Source organism: Arhodomonas sp. AD133, assembly GCF_051195215.1.
Classification (GTDB): Bacteria; Pseudomonadota; Gammaproteobacteria; order Nitrococcales; family Nitrococcaceae; genus Arhodomonas.
In genome coordinates this window covers 1-16,148 of sequence record NZ_JBNAZM010000009.1, presented here as the reverse complement: position 1 = coordinate 16,148, position 16,148 = coordinate 1, and the positions used below count along the sequence as shown (strand labels likewise).

The 16,148-nt window shown below is 64.9% G+C and carries 15 protein-coding genes and 1 pseudogene; 11 read left to right on the top strand and 5 right to left on the bottom strand.

Going from position 1 to position 16,148, the window contains the following annotated elements; genetic code table 11:
- The first annotated feature begins 160 nt into the window (after positions 1 to 160).
- The 5 genes from ACPEES_RS07555 (at position 161) to ACPEES_RS07535 (ending at position 4,507) form a co-directional block, all read left to right on the top strand.
- Positions 161 to 829: a TIGR00730 family Rossman fold protein gene (locus ACPEES_RS07555; protein WP_435102906.1), complete on the top strand. Its 669-nt coding sequence runs from the start codon at positions 161 to 163 to the stop codon at positions 827 to 829.
- Positions 826 to 1,170: a DUF2782 domain-containing protein gene (locus tag ACPEES_RS07550; RefSeq protein WP_435102679.1), complete on the top strand. Its 345-nt coding sequence runs from the start codon at positions 826 to 828 to the stop codon at positions 1,168 to 1,170. The genes ACPEES_RS07555 and ACPEES_RS07550 overlap by 4 nt, the downstream gene beginning before the upstream one ends.
- A gap of 249 nt (positions 1,171 to 1,419) precedes the next feature.
- Positions 1,420 to 1,995 (top strand): TRAP transporter small permease subunit, encoded by a 576-nt coding sequence (locus ACPEES_RS07545; protein ID WP_435102677.1) that lies wholly within the window; start codon positions 1,420 to 1,422, stop codon positions 1,993 to 1,995.
- On the top strand, positions 1,992 to 3,314 hold the full coding sequence (locus ACPEES_RS07540; protein ID WP_435102675.1) for a TRAP transporter large permease: 1,323 nt from the start codon (positions 1,992 to 1,994) through the stop codon (positions 3,312 to 3,314). The genes ACPEES_RS07545 and ACPEES_RS07540 overlap by 4 nt, the downstream gene beginning before the upstream one ends.
- Before the next feature lie 74 nt (positions 3,315 to 3,388).
- Positions 3,389 to 4,507 (top strand): TRAP transporter substrate-binding protein, encoded by a 1,119-nt coding sequence (locus ACPEES_RS07535; protein ID WP_435102673.1) that lies wholly within the window; start codon positions 3,389 to 3,391, stop codon positions 4,505 to 4,507.
- A gap of 482 nt (positions 4,508 to 4,989) precedes the next feature.
- On the opposite strand, the gene ACPEES_RS07530 is transcribed toward ACPEES_RS07535, so the two are convergent.
- Positions 4,990 to 5,367, bottom strand: a complete 378-nt coding sequence (locus tag ACPEES_RS07530) for a potassium channel family protein (protein WP_435102671.1) — start codon at positions 5,365 to 5,367, stop codon at positions 4,990 to 4,992.
- A 152-nt stretch (positions 5,368 to 5,519) separates the two neighbouring features.
- Complete coding sequence (locus tag ACPEES_RS07525; protein WP_435102669.1) at positions 5,520 to 6,293, bottom strand: SDR family oxidoreductase; 774 nt, start codon at positions 6,291 to 6,293, stop codon at positions 5,520 to 5,522.
- Positions 6,294 to 6,432: 139 nt separating this feature from the next.
- On the opposite strand from ACPEES_RS07525, the gene ACPEES_RS07520 reads away from it, so the two are divergent.
- From ACPEES_RS07520 to ACPEES_RS07500, 5 genes are all read left to right on the top strand, one after another.
- On the top strand, positions 6,433 to 7,338 hold the full coding sequence (locus ACPEES_RS07520) for a LysR family transcriptional regulator (protein ID WP_435102667.1): 906 nt from the start codon (positions 6,433 to 6,435) through the stop codon (positions 7,336 to 7,338).
- A gap of 522 nt (positions 7,339 to 7,860) precedes the next feature.
- A complete protein-coding gene (locus ACPEES_RS07515; protein WP_435102665.1) occupies positions 7,861 to 9,456 on the top strand; it encodes an ABC transporter ATP-binding protein in 1,596 nt (531 codons plus the stop codon).
- The gene (locus ACPEES_RS07510) at positions 9,446 to 10,525 is read left to right on the top strand and encodes an ABC transporter permease (RefSeq protein WP_435102663.1); all 1,080 of its coding nucleotides are present in this window, start codon (positions 9,446 to 9,448) and stop codon (positions 10,523 to 10,525) included. Before ACPEES_RS07515 ends, ACPEES_RS07510 begins: the two co-directional genes overlap by 11 nt.
- A complete protein-coding gene (locus ACPEES_RS07505) occupies positions 10,522 to 11,457 on the top strand; it encodes an ABC transporter permease (RefSeq protein ID WP_435102661.1) in 936 nt (311 codons plus the stop codon). The genes ACPEES_RS07510 and ACPEES_RS07505 overlap by 4 nt, the downstream gene beginning before the upstream one ends.
- Positions 11,458 to 11,500: 43 nt before the next feature.
- On the top strand, positions 11,501 to 12,586 hold the full coding sequence (locus ACPEES_RS07500) for a BMP family ABC transporter substrate-binding protein (protein ID WP_435102659.1): 1,086 nt from the start codon (positions 11,501 to 11,503) through the stop codon (positions 12,584 to 12,586).
- Positions 12,587 to 12,714: 128 nt separating this feature from the next.
- On the opposite strand, the gene ACPEES_RS07495 is transcribed toward ACPEES_RS07500, so the two are convergent.
- Both ACPEES_RS07495 and ACPEES_RS07490 read right to left on the bottom strand, forming a co-directional pair.
- On the bottom strand, positions 12,715 to 14,208 hold the full coding sequence (locus ACPEES_RS07495) for a protein adenylyltransferase SelO (protein WP_435102657.1): 1,494 nt from the start codon (positions 14,206 to 14,208) through the stop codon (positions 12,715 to 12,717).
- A 314-nt stretch (positions 14,209 to 14,522) separates the two neighbouring features.
- Positions 14,523 to 15,131, bottom strand: a complete 609-nt coding sequence (locus tag ACPEES_RS07490) for an RHS repeat-associated core domain-containing protein (protein WP_435102655.1) — start codon at positions 15,129 to 15,131, stop codon at positions 14,523 to 14,525.
- Here ACPEES_RS07490 and ACPEES_RS07485 point away from each other — a divergent pair.
- Positions 15,091 to 15,339 (top strand): annotated as a pseudogene (locus ACPEES_RS07485) (integrase core domain-containing protein); the annotation flags it as partial. The gene ACPEES_RS07490 and the pseudogene ACPEES_RS07485 overlap by 41 nt on opposite strands.
- Here the strand turns inward: ACPEES_RS07485 and ACPEES_RS07480 are convergent.
- Positions 15,333 to 15,776: a hypothetical protein gene (locus ACPEES_RS07480; protein WP_435102653.1), complete on the bottom strand. Its 444-nt coding sequence runs from the start codon at positions 15,774 to 15,776 to the stop codon at positions 15,333 to 15,335. The pseudogene ACPEES_RS07485 and the gene ACPEES_RS07480 overlap by 7 nt on opposite strands.
- Positions 15,777 to 16,148: the final 372 nt, after the last annotated feature.

The window sequence follows — 16,148 nt, the reverse complement described above, 5'->3', positions numbered from 1 at the left end:
AGGCCGTCCGGGAATCCGTCGGCGAAGCGTGCATATGGTACAAGACCGACCCCGGCGTTACAGTGGAATCCCAGCACAAGGTAAGGGAGGGAGCGCCTTGACCGAGCAGCGTCGCGGCAAGTTCGACGAGCGGGAGCGCCCGCCGCTCAACGACTCGGTGATGACCCGGGAGTCATGGAAGATCTTCCAGATCATGGCGGAGTTCGTGGAGGGGTTCGAACGCCTGGCCCGCATCAAACCGTCGGTGAGCATGTTCGGCTCGGCGCGAACACCGCCCGACCATGCCTGGTACAAGCTCGCCGAAGAGATCGCCCACGCCCTCTCGGACGCCGGTTTCTCAGTGGTCAGCGGCGGTGGCCCGGGCATCATGGAAGCCGCCAACAAGGGGGCGTTCGCGGGCAAGTCGCCGAGCATCGGGCTCAACATTCAGCTCCCCCACGAGCAGTCCGGCAACCCTTATCAGGACATCGCGCTCAACTTCCGCCACTTCTTCTCGCGCAAGGTGATGTTCGTGAAGTACGCCTCGGCGTACGTGGTACTGCCGGGCGGCTTCGGAACGCTCGACGAGCTCGCGGAGATCCTCACGCTGGTACAGACCGGCAAGACCCGGCGCATACCCATCATCCTGGTGGGTGCCGGGTACTGGCAGGGTCTCATTGACTGGTTCCGGGACAGCCTGGTGGCAGAGGGCACCATCAACGCCGAGGACATGGACCTCTTCCAGGTCATCGACGAGCCCCAGGCAGTGGTCGACGCCATCTTCGATCACTACGAGCGCCGCGGCTTCGAACCCTCCCAGGCCGAGGCCGACATTCTCGTGGACCTATGATGCGCATACGAGCGTTCGCTCTGGCCGCCGTCCTCACCGTCTGCGTCACCGCATCCGCGGCGGAGGACGGCGACGCCGATGTCAACGTGGTCCCGCCGCCGCCCCCCGACGAGCTTACCCTCGGCGAGCCCATCGAGCCGAGCGTCACCATCGTCAGCCGGCCCTGGGCGGAGATCCGCGAGTACAGCGTTGCCGGCCAGGTCTACGCAGTGCGCATCGATCCGGGCTGGGGGCCGCCCTACTTCCTCTACGACGCCAACGGTGACGGCAGCTTCGAGAGCCGCTACCCGGACAATCTGGACGCCCCCGACATCCATCAGTGGGAGCTGCTGCGCTGGTAACCGCCGCCGCTTCCCGCACCGCGTCTTGGCCTTGACGCCCGCGCGCGCGCCCGCTAGCGTTCGCGGGCATTGGTCCGACCACAGGACCGATCGGCCTGGAGACCGGCGCTGGCGGCGTCAACCGTGCCGTAGCCGGCCGAATAACAATGGCGCGCCGTAACTCGCCGGCAACCGGCAGTCCCTGCGGGCGCCGATAACACCATGGGGGCGGAATCCAACCGATGCCGTCCACAGGCAAGGGGAGCGGCCATGCAGGGCTTGCTGACAATCGCCCGCTACATCGACGGGCTCAACCGCTGGGTCGGCCGCCTGGTGTACTGGCTCGGCCTGCTGATGATTCTCATCGGCGTGTATAACGCCACCGTACGCTACCTCGGCGCCTACATCGGCGAAAACCTCGCCTCCAACGCCTACCTCGAGGCACAGTGGTATCTCTTCGGTATCCTCTTCCTGCTGGGGGCGTCGTACACACTCAACAGCAACGGCCACGTCCGCGTGGACGTGGTCTACGGCCAGCTCGGCGAGCGTGGCCGAGCCATCGTGGACCTGGCCGGCACGCTGCTCTTCCTGCTGCCCTTCTGCGTGCTGCTCACGTGGCTGTCGATCAAGTGGGTGTCGTTCTCCTGGCAGACACTGGAGATGTCCGGCAACCCGGGCGGCCTGCCGCGCTACCCCATCAAGACGGTGGTCCCGGTGGCGTTCGTACTGCTGGGCCTGCAGGGCATCTCCCAGGCGATCAAGGCGGCCGCCGTGCTCACCGGCGACCGCGAGCGGCTCCAGGACGACACCCCGAACGCCGACGATGAGCGGGTGCGCAACCTATGATGCTGGAACACTATGCGGGGCTGATGTTCCTCGCCGCGCTGGTCTTCATCTTCTCCGGCTATCCCGTCGCCTTCGCCCTCGCCGGCGCGGCGCTGGCGTTCGTGCCCGTGGGCATTGCCGTGGGCGCGTTCGACTTCAACCTGCTCACGGCCCTGCCCCAGGGCGTGTACTCCATCATGGAGAATTACACGCTGCTGGCGGTGCCTTATTTCATCTTCATGGGCACCATGCTCGAGCGCTCCGGGCTCGCCGAGGACCTGCTCAAGACCATGGGCCAGCTCTTCGGCCCCATGCGTGGCGGGCTGGCCCTTTCGGTGGTCGTCGTGGGTACGCTGCTCGCGGCAGCCACCGGCGTCGTGGGCGCCACCGTGGTTGCCATGGGGCTGATCTCGCTGCCGGTAATGATGCGCTATGGCTACTCGCGCGTGCTCTCCACCGGGGTAATCGCCGCCTCGGGCACCCTCGGCCAGGTCATTCCGCCGAGCGTGGTCCTCATCGTGCTCGCCGACCAGATCGGCGTCTCCGTGGGGGATCTCTTCCGGGGCTCGCTGCTGCCCGGGGTGGCGCTCGCGACCATGTACGCCCTGTACGCCGGCGGCGTGGCGCTGGTCAAGCCAAGCGCGGCGCCGGCCCTGCCCCCGGAGGACCGACCGGCGAACCTTCCCGCGCTGCTGGCGCGGGTGCTACTGGTCATGATCCCGCCGCTGCTGCTGATCATCGTGGTGCTCGGGACCATCTTCGCCGGTATCGCCACGCCGACGGAGGCCGGCGCCTTCGGCGCCCTGGGTGCAACCGTGCTGGCCGCGGCCAACCGCCGCCTGACCCTGAAGGCACTGACCGACACCATGGACGCCACCACGCGGCTGACCGCCATGGTGATGTTCATCCTCGTGGGATCGCGCGCCTTCAGCCTGATCTTCCGGGGCTTCTACGGCGATCTGTGGATCGAGGACATGCTCACCAACCTCCCCGGCGGCGAGATCGGCTTTCTCATCGTCGCCAACCTGGTGGTCTTCGGCCTGGGCTTTTTCATCGACTTCTTCGAGATCGCTTTCATCGTGCTGCCGCTGCTGGTTCCGGCGGCACAGGTGCTCGACATCGACCTGGTGTGGTTCGGCGTGATCATCGCCATGAACCTGCAGACCTCGTTCCTGACGCCCCCGTTCGGTTTCTCGCTGTTCTACCTCCGCGGCGTGACGCCGGCCTCGATCCACACATATGAGATCTACCGAGGGGTAATCCCCTTCATCGCCATCCAGATCATCGGCCTGACCCTGGTGATCGTCTATCCGCCGTTGGTGAACTGGTTGGTACCCTGATCACTGAAGAACCCGGTTGGGCTCCGCGGGGAAGCGGGGCCGGGTAACCACAACAACCCGACGAGGAGAGAGACATGAAGCGTCGTGACTTCGTCAAAACCGCCGGCCTCGGCGCCGTCGCCGGTGCCGCCAGCGTAGGTGCCCCGTACGTCCACGCCCAGTCGCCACGGGTGCGCTGGCGCATGGCCACGAGCTGGCCCACCAGCCTGGACACCATTTTCGGTGGCGCCGAGCACATCGCCGAACGCGTCAAGGAGCTCACCGGCGGGCGCTTCGACATCCGCCCCTACGCCGGCGGCGAGCTCGTCGGCGGCCTGCAGGTTCTCGACGCCGTCCAGGCAGGGACGGTTCAGGCCGGTCACACCGCCTCGTACTATTACGTGGGCAAGAACCCGGCACTCGCGATCGACACCACGATCCCCTTCGGCTTCACCGCGCGTATGCAGAATGCCTGGATGTACCAGGCCGGCGGCATCGAGCTGATGAACGACGAGGTCTTCTCGGACTTCAACATCTACGCCTATCCGGCCGGTAACACCACCTGCCAGATGGGCGGCTGGTTCCGCAGGGAAGTGCCGGACCTCGCCTCCCTGAAAGGCCTGAAAATGCGCATCCCCGGCTTCGGCGGCAAGGTGATGGACTCTCTCGGCGTCAACGTGCAGACGCTGGCGGCCGCGGAAATCTTCCCGGCGCTGGAACGCGGCGTCATCGATGCCACGGAGTGGGTGGGCCCGTACGACGACGAGAAGCTCGGCTTCTACCAGGCCGCCGAGTACTACTACGCCCCCAGCTGGTGGGAGCCAAGCGCACAGCTTTCCGTCTACTTCAACCGGGACGAGTTCGACAAGCTGCCCAAGGACTACCAGAACGCGCTCAGGGTCGCCGCCGCGGAATCCAACCAGCTCATGATCTCGCGCTACGACACGCGCAACCCCGCGGCGCTCAAGCGCCTGCTGGACAAGGGCGTGAAGCTGCGCACCTACTCGGACGAGATCATGGCAGCCGCCCAGAAGAACGCCTTCGAGATGTACGAGGACCTGGCCAGCGAGAACGAAACCTGGGCCAAGGTCTATCGCCAGTGGAAGGAGTTCCGGGATAGCCAGTACGCCTGGTACGGCGTCGCCGAGCACAGCTACACGAGCTTCGCCGTGCCCCAGATGGATGTCTCCGCGCTCATCGGCACGGGCGAATAGCCCGGCCCTCTCCGCCCGCCTCCGCTATCGGGGGCGGGCATTGCCCGCCCGCAGGTGTCTTTCGCTTCTCTGCGCCCGCCTTCCTGCGGATTCGGCAAGCTCATGCACACCCGCCGCTAGTGGGACCACCAGTGATCGGTGAAATGGGTGCGGAATCCGGACATTCAGCCGCTGGGGATATGCTCCGTAGAGCCGCGGGTGCCGGCGGATCTCCCGATCCGCAAACTGCGGATACTGATGGATACGGTGCTCGACTGGTGTCCTGTATCAGAATTTCGTTGCATTCCTGCGCGTCATGGCGCGCCCGAAGGAAACGCCCCAGCCTCGCCAGGGCGGTGTTGCGCCTCCTCGCCGTAGGCCCTGCTACGACTCGTCGCCGTGCCTGGCCCTGGCGAGAGCCGGGCTCTCAGCAATGCAACGAAATTCTGAAACAAAACACTGGCGGCAACGGGCGAGCGTTCTCAGCGCAAAGAGGGAACTTCCTACTTGCTGGCATGAAGCCCGACCAGCCGCGAGAGCAGGATCACGGTGTAGAGCACGCCCACGACGTCCTCCAGGGAGGCGAAGGCCTGGGCGTAGAAGCCGACGGGCGTGATATCGCCATAGCCCAGCGTCGTCAGCGTGACATAGCTGTAGTAGACCATTTTCTGCCATGTGATCTCGGCCCCGGAGCTGGCGACGAACGACCCCGGAGCCAGCCACTCGATGAGCGACAGGATCGCCGCGAATCCGGAACCGATCACGAGATACAGCGAAGTCGCGGCGAGCACCACGTCGGTGAGGACCGTGGGTGCGCGAAAGGTGTAGAGCGCCAGCACGACGCACATCACGGCGTGATAGGTGATGGAGGTGATAAACACCGCCAGCGCGGCCTCGGGGCTCGGTGCATACGAATTAACGAGTCCGGCCGCACAGGCTCGGGGTCGAGCCAGCCCCCTTGCCCGTGCCGGTTTCGCCGAAGCGCTCGGGGACGTCCGGGCTGGCGCGCGCAGCCCGCCAGCCTGGCGGGGTGTCACTTGGTGGTATAGCCGCCGTTGACCAGGATGGTCTGGCCGGTCATCCACCAGCCTTCCGAGACCATGAAGCGCACGTGGGGCACGATATCCTCGATCTCGGTCAGGCCACTACCGGAGAATGGCGACAGCGCCGCGGCGGTCTTGTGGAATTGCACGGCCTCCTCGCTTTCCGCCGGATAGAAGAAGGGTGTGTCCATCGGTCCGGGGCCGATCGCGGTGACGGAGATGCCACGCTCGCCGAACTCCTTGGACGCGGCGCGAGTGAAATGCTCGACCGGCGCCTTGAGCCCGGCATAGGTGGCGTAGAACGGGGTGTACGCGCCCAACAGCGACGTCACGATCGTGCAGACCTTGCCGTTATCGGCCACGTTGCGACCGCACTCCTTGAGGAAGAAGAACGCGGACTTGGCGTTCACGGCGGACATCCGGTCGTATTCGTCCTCCGTGATGTCGACCATTGGCTTCTTGAGCACCATGCCCACCGTGTTGACGGCGATATCCGGTTGGCCGAGCTTCGCGACCACGTCGGCGAAAAGCTTCTCGTTGGCCGCGGCGGTGGTCAGGTCCGCCTGAAACGTCGCCGCTTCGGCGCCGGCTTCGCGCACGGCGGTGGCGGTTTCATCAGCCGCCTCGCGAGCGCTGTCGCTGTTGTAGTGGATCGCCACCGCCTTGGCGCCGTGTCCCGCGAGGTCGCGGGCGAGCAGCCCGCCAAGATTCTTCGCGCCGCCGGCGATCAGAACGACCTTCCCCTCGATGCTGTTCCTGGACATGTTCGCCTCCTTCGTTGCTGAACGGACACAGCGATTCGCCGCGTCGTCCGGAACACGCTATACCGGTAGCATCTGATGTATAAATCAGCCGGAATCGACAGCAGTTGTCGATATTCACGAACAATCAAGGTGGGGCGCGATGGACAGGTTTCGCCAGATGCAGGTTTTCATTCAGGTGATGGAGAGCGGCAACTTCACACGGGCCGCCGAGGCGATGAATCTGCCCCGTTCGACCGTCTCCACCGAAATCCAGACGCTCGAAGACCGCCTGAAGACTCAACTCCTACGGCGCACCACGCGACAGGTGACGGCCACCCATGACGGGTTGCAGTTTCTCGAAGCGGCGCGGGAGATCGTCGACGCCGTCGAGGCATCGGAGCAGATGTTTCACCCGGACCCGGACACCGTTCAGGGTCGTTTGCGGATCGATATGCCAAGCCGGATCGGTCGTCGCATTGTCATTCCGGCGTTGCCGGGCTTCCTGCAGGCACACCCGGGCATCGAGTTGGAGTTGAGCATGACCGACCGGCTCGTCGACATCATCTCCGAAGGCGTCGATTGCGTGATACGAGTGGGGGCACTCACCGATTCCGAGCTGATATGCCGCAAGCTCGGCGATGTCGAGCTGATCAACTGCGCCAGCCCGGGCTATCTCGCAGAACACGGTGTGCCGGAAGAGCTCGATGATCTTCCGGGCCACTACGTCGTGAACTACGCCGCGCGTCGTCCGTATCCCGAGGCGGAATGGGAGTATGTCGACGGGGCCAGGACCAGAACGCTGGCGACCAAGAGCCTGATCACCGTGGACAATGCGGAAGCCTATATCGCCAGCGCCCGCGCAGGCCTGGGCGTGATCCAGATCCCGAAGTTCGACGTGCAGGACCTGCTGGCGTCAGGCGAACTGGTCGAGATCGCGCCCCAGCTCCGTCCTCCGGCGATGCAACTATCGTTTCTGTATGCGAAACGCCGGAACCTGCCATCGCGGATCAGGGTGTTTCAGGAGTGGATCTCAGACGTGCTTAAAGCCAATGGCGTGATTGACTAACCATTGCGTTGCTCAACAACCTGCTAGTGCCCTGAGAGACGACAAAGCCTATAGTCAGCGTTGCTGGTTGTCGCCAGTTCCTGCCGCCTGTTGCGGGCAGCTCCCGCAGTCTCCGAATAATTGTTGACTTTTCTTGTATACCGATACAGCTTTGTCTGTAGGCAATTTCTGGGTGCAATCGCATCCCGATCGCCGTGCGACAACACCAGACGGCGGCAAAGCCGCCGCAGACGCAAAGAGCCCGCGCAACGGGCCACGACGGAGGAGAGCCATGTACGATCACCGCACTGCTGCGCCCCCGTGGGCGGCCACCCGGGCCGCCGGTGCCATGCCCCCTGCCCACCATCTTTGGCGACAATCAGGAACGTTTTTTGCGTTCATTTGATCGGCCCGTTCAGTACGCACCTGCACGGCAGGACGTGAACGGGCACACTGGTTGCAAACGCGTGCCGATGCTGTGCGCCGATGCATCGATTCGGTGCACAGCGGGCCACCCGCACGCAAAGGGGAGCGAGCATCATCATGGAGCAAACGGCGGCTGAAGCCGGCGTCCGGCATTCGATCCCGCGCCTGGAGCTCAAAGGCGTAAGCAAGCGCTTTCCCGGCGTTCTTGCCAACGACCGGGTGGACCTGCAGGTCGCCCCGGGCGAGATCCACGCCCTGCTCGGCGAGAATGGCGCCGGCAAGAGTACGCTGGTGAAGTGCATCTACGGGGTCCACCAGCCCGACAGCGGCAACATCCACTGGGAAGGCGATCCGGTGACCATCGCCTCGCCAGCCCAGGCGCGGCACCTGGGCATCGGCATGGTTTTTCAGCACTTCTCCCTGTTCGAGACGCTGACCATCGCCGAGAACATCGCTCTCGGGCTCGACGAGCCCGGCGACCGGCGGGCACTCGACACGCGAATCGTGGAGGTCTCCGAGCTCTACGGGCTGCCGCTGGACCCGCGGCGCACCGTGCTCAACCTCTCCGTGGGCGAGCGCCAGCGCGTGGAGATCGTGCGCTGCCTGCTTCAGCACCCGGGCCTGCTGATCATGGACGAGCCCACCTCGGTGCTCACGCCACGCGAGGTCGACCGGCTGTTCGAGACGCTGCGCCAGCTGCGCGACGAGGGCATCAGCATCCTCTACATCAGCCACAAGCTCGGCGAGATCCAGGCCCTGTGCGAATCGGCGACGGTGCTGCGCCAGGGGCGGGTGTCCGCGCACTGCACTCCGAGCGAGGAGACGCCCAGGAGCCTCGCCGAGATGATGATCGGCACCCAGCTTCCCCAGGCGGAACGCCCCGCCGCCACCCCGACGCCGGAACCGGTACTGGCGCTCGAGGGGCTCACGCGCCCGACCCGCGACCCCTTCGGCGTGAGTCTGGTGGACATGAACCTGGCCGTTCACGGCGGCGAGATCATGGGCATCGCCGGCGTGTCGGGCAACGGCCAGGCAGAGCTCATGCGCCTGCTCTCCGGGGAGTGGCCCGCGCCATCGGCCGGCCAGATCACCATCGACGGTGAGCCCGTGGGCACCCTCGGGCCCGACCAACGCCGGCGCCTCGGCCTCGCCTTCGTGCCCGAGGAGCGCCTGGGCCGCGGCTCGGTGCCGGAGATGGCGCTGGTGGAGAACACCCTGCTCACCGGTGCCCACCAGGGGCTCGTGCATCGCGGAATGATCCGCTACGCCAGGGCGCGCGAGCTCGCGGAGCGTATCCGCCAGCGCTTCGACGTGCGCTGCCCGAACGTGTCCGTGCAGGCGCGCAGCCTCTCCGGGGGCAACCTGCAGAAGTTCATCGTCGGTCGCGAGATCCTGCAGTCACCGCGGGTGCTGATCGCCGGCCAGCCCACCTGGGGCGTGGACGTGGGCGCCGCCGCGGCCATCCATCAGGCGCTGGTGGATCTGCGCACCGCCGGCTGCGCCACCATCGTGTTCTCGGAGGATCTCGACGAGCTCTTCGAGATCTCCGACCGGGTCGCGGTGATCTTCAACGGCCACCTCTCCCCCGCCCGCGCGGTCGCCGAGACCTCCTACGAGGAAATCGGCCGCTGGATGGGCGGCCTGTTCCCCGGAGCCGGCGAGGTACCGCGTGAGATTCCCGCGGCAGAGGAGGTGGCGGACCATGGCGCTTAAACTGGAGAAACGCCCCGAGCCATCCAGGGCAATGCTTTACGCCTCGCCGCTCATCGCGGGCGTGCTGACGCTCGTCTTCGGCCTGGTGGTCTTCGCCGCCCTGGGCAAGGCGCCCGTCAACGCGTTCTACGTATTCTTCGTGCAGCCGGTGGCGAGCCTGTACGGCCTCGGCGAGCTCACCATCAAGGCCGCCCCGCTCATCCTCATCGCCGCCGGGCTCACGGTGGGCTTTCGCGCGGGTGTCTGGAACATCGGCGCCGAGGGTCAGCTCATTCTCGGTGGCATCTGTGGTGGCGGTGTGGCACTCGCCTTCCACGGCGTGGATGCCTGGTGGCTGCTGCCGCTGATGATCCTCGCCGGCACCCTAGGCGGCATGGCCTGGGCGGCCATTCCCGCGTTTCTGCGCACCCGCTTCAACACCAACGAGATCCTGGTGAGCCTGATGCTCGTCTACGTCGCCGAGCTGCTGCTCGTCTACCTCGTCAACGGCCCGCTGCGCAATCCCGAGGGCTTCGGCTTTCCGGAGTCGCGACTGTTCCACGAGGCCGCTACCTGGTCGCCGCTGGTGGAGGGCATGCGTATCAACTTCGCCTTCCTCATCGCCCTCGCCGCGCTGGCCGGGCTCTACCTACTGCTCACGCGTCTGCATCTGGGCTTCCAGATCCGCGCCGCCGGGCTCGCGCCCGCCGCCGCCCACTACGCCGGCATCAACGCCGCGCGCATGACCTGGCTGAGCCTGCTCATCGGCGGTGGCGCCGCCGGCCTCGCCGGGGTGAACGAGGTAGCCGGGCCCATCGGCCAGCTCCTGCCCGACATTTCACCGGAATACGGCTTCGCCGCGATCATCGTCGCCTACCTCGGGCGACTGCACCCGGTGGGCATCCTCTTCGCCGGGCTTTTGATGGCGCTGATCTACCTGGGTGGCGAGACCGCGCAGATCGCCCTGCAGGTACCGGACTCGGTCACCGGCGTGTTCCAGGGCATGCTGCTGTTCTTCATTCTGGCGGTGGACCTGTTCGTGAACTTCCGCGTGCGCATCACCGGCCGCAGCGCAGAGGAGGCGGCATGATCGAGATCGGAGGATTCAACGTCGTCACCTGGCTCGCGGCCACGCTGGTCATGGGCACACCCCTGGTGCTCGCCGGGCTCGGCGAGTTCCTCGCCGAGAAGACCGGCGTCCTCAACCTGGGTACCGAGGGCATGATGCTCGTGGGTGCGGTGACCGGGTTCATCGCCTTCGTGGAGTCCGACAGCCAGGTGCTCGGCTTCGTCGCCTCCATGGTCGCCGGGGCGGTGATGGCGGCGCTGTTCGCCGTGCTCACCCAGACTTTCCGGGCCAATCAGGTGGCCTCGGGGCTCGCGCTCACCATCTTCGGCGTGGGGCTGTCGGCATTCATGGGCCGACCGTACGAGGGCGAGGGCATCAAGGGACTCGCCAAGCTCGACATCCCGGTACTCTCGGACCTGCCCATCGTCGGGCCCATCGTCTTCAGCCAGGACCCCATGGTATACGTGAGCCTCGCTCTCGGCGTAGCGATCATCGTGTTCACCTACCACACCCGCGCAGGTCTGGTGATGCGGGCCGTGGGCGAATCCCCGGAATCCGCCCATGCCATGGGCTACCCGGTAATCGCCCTCCGCTATCTCGCGGTCTGCGTCGGCGGCTCCCTCGCCGGGCTCGGCGGTGCCTACATGTCACTGGTGGAACCACATCTGTGGGTGGAGAACCTGGTCGCCGGCCGCGGCTGGATCGCGGTGGCACTGGTGGTGTTCGCCTCCTGGCGCCCGGGGCGTGTGCTCGTGGGGGCCTACCTCTTCGGCGGCATTACCCGGCTGGGATTCGAGCTCCAGGGCCTCGGGGTGCCCATTCCCTCCCAGGCGCTGTCGAGCCTGCCCTACCTGGCCACCATCGTGGTCCTGGTGCTGCTTTCGCGGGATCAGACGAAGCTGCGGCTCAACCGTCCCGCTTCGCTGACCAAACCCTTCTTCGCCACCGGCTGAGCGGCATCACGCCGCGGCCACTGTGACCTCAAGGAGGCAACCGATGCTCAAACGCACAATAACCAAGGCGCTCACGGCGGGCCTTGCTGCGGCGGCGTTCTCCGCCTCGGCCCTCGCCGCGGAGGACTCCATCAAGGTGGGCTTCGTTTACGTCAGCCCCATCGGCGACGCCGGCTGGACCTATCAGCACGACCAGGGCCGCAAGGCCATGGAAGAAGCCCTCGGCGACAAGGTCACGACGCAGTACGTGGAGAACGTCCCCGAGGGCGCGGACGCCGAGCGCGTGATCCAGCAGCTCGCCAGCGGGGGCGCCGACCTGGTCTTCACCACGTCATTCGGTTACATGAACCCCACCATCAAGGTGGCCAAACGCTTCCCCGACACCGCGTTCGAGCACGCCACCGGCTACAAGCGCGCCGACAACGTGGGCACCTACATGCCGCGGCTCTACGAAGGTCGCTACCTCGCCGGCATGGTCGCGGGCGCGAAGACCGAAACGAACAAGCTCGGCTTCGTCGCCGCTTTCCCGATCCCCGAGGTAATTCGTGCGATCAACGCCTTCACCCGCGGTGCGCGGGCAGTGAATCCGGAAGTGGCGGTGAACGTCATCTGGATCAACGCCTGGTACGACCCGTCCAAGGCGCGCCAGGCCGCCGAGACCCTCATGGACCAGGGCGCCGATGTGGTTACCCACCACACCGATTCCCACGCCGTGGTTCAGGCCGCCGCCGAGCGCGACAAGTTCGCCATCGCCTACCACTCGGACATGTCCAAGTACGGCGGCGAAAGCCATCTGACGGCGGTGGTGCACGAATGGGGCGACTTCTACACCAAGCGCGCCCGGGAAGTTCTCAACGGTGAGTGGAGCTCCCGCAACGTCTGGGGGGGCATCGCCTCGGGCATGGTGGACATTGCCGCGTTCAGCGACGCAGTGCCGGAAGGCGTGCGCGGCAAGGTCGAGAAAGCCCGCGAGGCCATCGTCAGCGGCGAGCTACACCCGTTCGCCGGCCCGGTGGTCGCCAAGGACGGCACCGAGAAAGCCGCCAAAGGCGAAGCCCTGTCCGACGACGAGCTCCTGCGTATGGATTACTACGTCCAGGGCGTCGCCTCCAAGCTCCCGCAGCAGTAGGCAGCATCTGACCGGGTCGTCGGCATACCACGTGCCGGCGGCCCGATCGAAGGCGGACTGAACGCCAAGAACACGAAAGACCACAAAGGGCGCGTTTGATTCTGCGAGGCGCGAGGCTATTTCCCCGTTCACGTCCCGCAAAACGTCTGCCGAACGACCTCGTCCGGCGCCGGCGGCCGCGCGTAATCCGCCAACGCCTCGTGATCGTCATAGGGCCGGGCGACCACGGTGAGCAACTCGTCCAGTGGCGCCATATCCCCCGCTTCCGCCGCATCGATCACTTGCTGAACGCGATGATTGCGCGGGATGTAGGCGGGGTTCACCGCCCGCATGGCGGCGCGGCGGGCGCCATCGTCACGCGTCTCCGCGGCCAGGCGCTCGCGCCAGCGAGCGACCCAGCCGTCGAACGCCGTCGCGTCGCCGAACAGTGCCCGCACCGGCTCATCCGCCTCGGCATGGCCGCCAGCGACATCCGCCAGACGCCGGAACGTCAGCGTGAAATCCGCCCGCTGCTCTGCCATGCAGCCGAGCAGATCAGAAGCCAGGTCGACATCGCCCTCCCGGCGTTCCGAGAGCCCGATCTTGGCAATCAGCCCCTGCTGATAAACCTCATCGAAACGCCTGGCGTAGGCATCCAGCCCGGCGTACGCGATGTCCATGGCCTGTTCCTCGTCCTCGCTGAACAACGGCAGCAGGCACTCCGCGAGCCGAGCCAGATTCCACTGGCCGATAGGCGGCTGTTGGTTGTACGCGTACCGCCCGCCCAGATCGATGGAGCTGTAGACGGTGTCGGGATGGTAGCCGTCCATGAACGCGCAGGGACCGTAATCGATGGTCTCGCCGCTGATGGCGATGTTGTCGGTATTCATCACGCCGTGGATGAAGCCCACCAGCATCCACTGCGCGATGAGCTCACCGGTACGCTCCGCAATGGCCTCGAATAGCGCCTGGTAGGGCGCTCCCGCCTCGGCGAGATGCGGATAATGACGCTGGATGACGTAATCGGCGAGCGCACGCACGGTCTCACGGTCACCGCGGCGGGCGAAATACTCGAACGTGCCGACGCGGACGTGACTCGCCGAAACCCGCGTGAGCACGGCACCGGGTTCCGCGCGTTGACGGAACACGCGCTCCCCGGTGGTTACCATCGCCAATGCCCGGGTGGTCGGAATGCCCAGCCCGGCCATACCCTCGCTGACGACGTACTCGCGTAACACTGGCCCCAGCGCCGCACGGCCGTCGCCCATACGCGAAAACGGCGTGCGGCCGGCGCCCTTGAGCTGGAGATCGCGGCGCACCCCGGCACGGTCCACCACCTCGCCCAGCAGCACCGCACGGCCGTCGCCGAGGCTCGGCACCCAGTTCCCGAACTGGTGGCCGGCGTAGGCCATCGCGAGGGGCGAGACCCCCTCGGGCACCCGGGAACCCGCGAGCACCTCGACCCCCGCCGGCGACGCCAGCGCCCCGGCGTCCAGCCCCAGCTCCGCGGCCAGCGGCCGATTCAGACGCAACAGCTCCGGCGCCTGCACCGGTGTCGGCGCAACACGCTCGTAAGCCGCCTCCGGCAAACCGGTATCGAGAACGTCCAGCGCGAACGGCTCACGCGCTTCGACCAGGCTCATGGTGGATAATCACCTTGCAGACGGTTGATTCAACGACTGTCAGGGCTCAAGCCGCCTGCGTCAACGCCTGTCGAGCCTTGAAGTGCGCGACGGAAGTGGCATTACTCGTTGCGCTGCTTAATCCGTCGCCACCATAGTAGCCACAATATATAGCCACCGACGGGGAAAGCGATAAGCCCAGTAACCGCATAATCACAATCGCCCTCAAGGAGCGACATGACCACACCCCATCCCGCTCCAACCCGCAACCCCCAATTTAGTGCGTCCGTGGCTGTCACATCTGCTTCCTCTGCTGAGACTTCTCTATTGGCGCGTCAGCGTGGACAGCTCCCGCCGCCTTGGTCGTCTTCATCCCCTCCCGAGTTCCCGTCGTCACCATCGAGGAGGTCGGGGACACCATCGCCGTCTCCGTCATTGGAGCTATCAGTTCCATAATTTGGAAAGGGATCTTCGCCATTGGGGATCCCATCGCCGTCTGCATCGCTAAGCTGGTCGGATATGTTATTAAACCCGGTGGCCATTCCCCCAACCAGAGCGGCGGATATGCCCGATGGGATAGCGCCCATGCCGGCAGTTGTCGAGGCACCCGCCAAAAACCCACCGATGAAGCCAACAGTCATCCCCTTGCCCATGTCGGTTAGAAGAGATCCGTAATCGAACAAGCCAGAAGGATCAATGCCGTTCACCGGATCCATGAGCACATAGCCGAAGAGGTTCGTATCGCCGCCCCGGAACAAGATCGGATCCTTCGCGGTCCACCGCCCCATCTCCGGATCATAGTCCCGCGCCCCGAAGCGCACGAGGTCGGTGTCCGGATCGTAGAGCCCGCCGGCGAAGCCGAAGGGCTGGAAGCCGGGGTTGGTGTCCTCGGTGACCTCGCAGCCCGAGACCAACGGCCTGGTGGAGCGATTCAACGGCCGCATCGCCGACATTCTGCGCACGACCCGCTTCAATGCGGCCGCCGGTCTCGAGCAGACGCTGCGCGACTACAATCGGCTCTACAACCACCATATTCCGCAGCGCGTGCTGCATCACCGCACGCCGGTGCAGACCCTCAAGGCCCGGCAACAGGATCGGCCCGAGTTATTCCGAAAACTGGTATACGATCACCAGAGTCTCGACATCTACTGACCGACCAGTCTACGCCATATCGCGATGCCAATTAACAGGATTCCGACAACCAAAACCGGCGCGGCTACAAGCCAATTTTTTTCTCCGAAAGACAGACCATAAAAACTTCCAGACACAAAAATACCACCCCCCAACATTAACAGAACAACCCCAAAAATAAGTAACTGATAGCTAAGCCGCAAAGAGGACACTCGCCATTCGGGCGTCCGCCCTCTCACTAGATAGACGATGCCAACCAGAAGCGCGGAAACAACCAACCCCTTAGTCGTATCCCATAAGTTCTCTTCCGCAAAAACCTGCCCCAGCTCAAAACTTTCAACCCTAGAATTGAAAACAAGATGAATCAAAAAGGTAGACGCAACAATCAATACGGTGATGACGCACACACCCACCGCGAAGACAATTCTTTCTACCTTACTTTCCTTGCGATGTTTCACCTTGACTCCAACCTAGCGACAATCGACAAAGCATCCAGACATTTTCCTCACGGAATTAAGTGTAGATACGGGACCAACTACCGGAAGTACTTTTTTGGACACAAACCTGCACATTTGTCCGAGCCGGCCAGTTGCTCTCTCACCAATCTCAGTTACCACCTTATCGCGGGCTTGCGAAATCACTTCGCCTGCAATGGTGTTCCCCCCACAGACCAGCACGCACTTACCATACTCTCCGGCTGACGAGAACAACTCTTCCGCCTGTTTCCCTAGGTCAGGGCCAGCGTAGTTGTCGGGTCCCGGACGATTCCGTGGCTTTTTGTGAAATAGATCGGGCCTGTCAGCGTACCAGTGTTTCATCGCCTGCACGGG